This is a genomic window from Erwinia sp. 009765445 (assembly GCF_058137865.1).
Map to the genome: position 1 here is coordinate 2,162 of NZ_JBYUWC010000041.1, position 2,406 is coordinate 4,567.

Below are 2,406 nucleotides of genomic sequence, written 5' to 3' on the forward strand. Positions count from 1 at the left end.
ATTTGCCGATCCGCAGCTGACCAATCCTACCGTTTACGCCGATATTGAGCGCATGCACCGGCAGGCGACGGGCGCGGCCAGCGACTCCAAAGAGGCCATAGAGACGACAGCCGCCGCCGCCGCCGCCGCAGCAGCATCCGCAGCAGGCGCAGAAGCGCAGGTGCAGGCCGCGACTGAATCCATTGCGCAGGTCAAAGAACAGGTTACCGTTGCAGAGACAACGGTCGCGCAGACGGCGGAAAATGCCCGCGTAACCGGAGAACTGACCGCCGAGGCCCGTGCGGCAGCAGAAGCCGCGAACAATGCCGCCGCAGCAGCTGAGTCAGCAGCGGAGAGCGACAACACGTTTACAACCGTTTCGGCGGGACTGGCAGCGACACAAAACGGTGCATTTTTCAGGGTTCCGGGCGGCGCGGGCAACACTCTGGCCTTCACGTATTATCTGAACGATTCCGGTGCGGCGGTGGCTGTTTCTGAGACTGTCGGACTCGCTGCGATCACGAAAGCCGTTGCTGACGCTGCAGCACTTAACGAGCGTACCGGCGGTCTGCAGACGCAGGCACAATCAGAGAACCCGTTCGAAATCGTGGACGTGGAAGGGAAAGCGGCGTTGTGGCTGACTGAGAAAGGCCAGTTGAATGCGCCCGGCGGGCTGAGCGTGCCGGTTGTTGAATCCACAAACATTAAGGCGGAAACGCTCAGCGGCCAGCAGATGGATGTCGGATCGGTATCAGCCGCACGGATGGAAATCAGCAACGGCAGCACAATGACAGAGCAGACCAGCCCCCGCTATCTTTTTTCGATTGAGGACAGCGAAGGAAAGGTTCCGTTCGGCCTTCTCCCCGGCGGTAACATTGAATATTGTGGCTTCCCGCTGGTGGTCCGCTCCGGCCTGCCGGGTAACGATTTTTTCTTCATTGGCGATTCAATCACTGCTTTCACCCAGTCAACAAGCGGCGCGTACAATAACACGAACCGCGATGAGGCACCGTGTGTATGCGAGCAGGGCTGGCCCGTATGGGCGCAGTTCTTCAGCGCCGGGCGGGTAAATTTTGCCGGGATTTCAGCAACCGGCGGTTATCGTGCTGACCAGATTTTAGCAACACATGTCCCGGTTGCCGTGGCGGCCGCTCCAACGTTTTGTGTCGTGCTGGCGGGGCGTAATAACATCGTTCAGCGCGTAGCATACGACCAGACCGTTTCAGACATGGAGAAAATTTTTAAAACGCTCAGACAGGCCGGGATCATCCCTGTATGCTGCGCAATGAGCGCACAGACCGGCAACGATGACGAGCAGAATATACTGCGCTACAACATCAACGCTTTTGTCCGGAGCTATGCACAGCGCTATGCGCTGCCGTTTGTGGATTTTCATGCCGACACAACCGATCCGGCCACCGGCGAATGGTTCAGCGGCTGGAACTATGACGCCTCACACCCGACCGGCACCGGAGCCCTGGCGATGGGGCAGTGCTTTGCCGCCGCGCTGGAGCCCTGGACGCCGCCTGTACTGCCACCAATCCCCGCCAGCCAGACAACACCCGCCGCCAGCCGGAACCTGATCCCGAATCCAATGTTACTGGAAAATGACGGCATCAACCCTGCAGGCTGGACCGTGGTTAATCAGTCAACGTCAGGATTCACAGAAGATGCGGGCGTAAAAGGCGCGGTCTGGCAACTTGCTCTGTCAGGATCAGTTCAGGCGCGGCGGTATATCACATTGCCGGTCACGCCGGGTGAACGGCTGGGCTTTGGTTTTGTCTGGCGCAGCGACACGGACAGCGTAAACCACATTTATATTGTGGCGGGCGATGACCAGACCGGGAAATCGTTTCTGGCCGGGGTGCGCAGGTGGACAAAAGAAAGCGGCGGGTTTGGCACCTTTTATCGTGAATTCACTGTTCCGGATGGCACAGAGAGCGTGACAATCGTTATCTCAGCATCAGGATTATCAATCGGCCAGATCGGGCTCACACAAATTACGGAGATTTAACCAGTGAGAATTATTTTAAATTCAAAAATTGATAACCCCGATTTGCCGCAGATAGACCCGCTGCGTGCGCTCGTTAATGATTATTCACTGGGTCTGTATGGAATGCTCAGCTCTGCTGACTCATCGTTCAAATCCGGCGCACTGAGCTTTGCAGGAGAGTATAACGAGCAGGGCGCGGTGCTGACAAAAGACACCTCCAGCGTCATAACCTTCCCGGTGCCGGAAACTGAGGAGATGACCATCCTTGTGTGCTGGGATTTGCATCTGCGCAGCGATATGAATCAGGTTGCGCTCGGAAATATTACCCCGGCTGCGGCACCGTTCAGCGGCTTCAGGCACGTAAGTTACACCACCGGCGTGCAGTACAGTCAGATCGCGACAGGCGGGACCAACCCGTCATTAACGTTACAGAC

Annotated in this window: 1 protein-coding gene and 1 pseudogene; both read left to right on the forward strand. The window is 57.4% G+C overall.

Annotation, left to right across the window (positions count from 1 at the left end):
* On the forward strand, positions 1-1,993 hold a 1,993-nt coding region (locus AC3Y5R_RS23995; protein WP_489923404.1), incomplete at its 5' end, for an SGNH/GDSL hydrolase family protein.
* A 3-nt stretch (positions 1,994-1,996) separates the two neighbouring features.
* Positions 1,997-2,406: pseudogene (locus tag AC3Y5R_RS24000) on the forward strand (hypothetical protein); the annotation flags it as partial.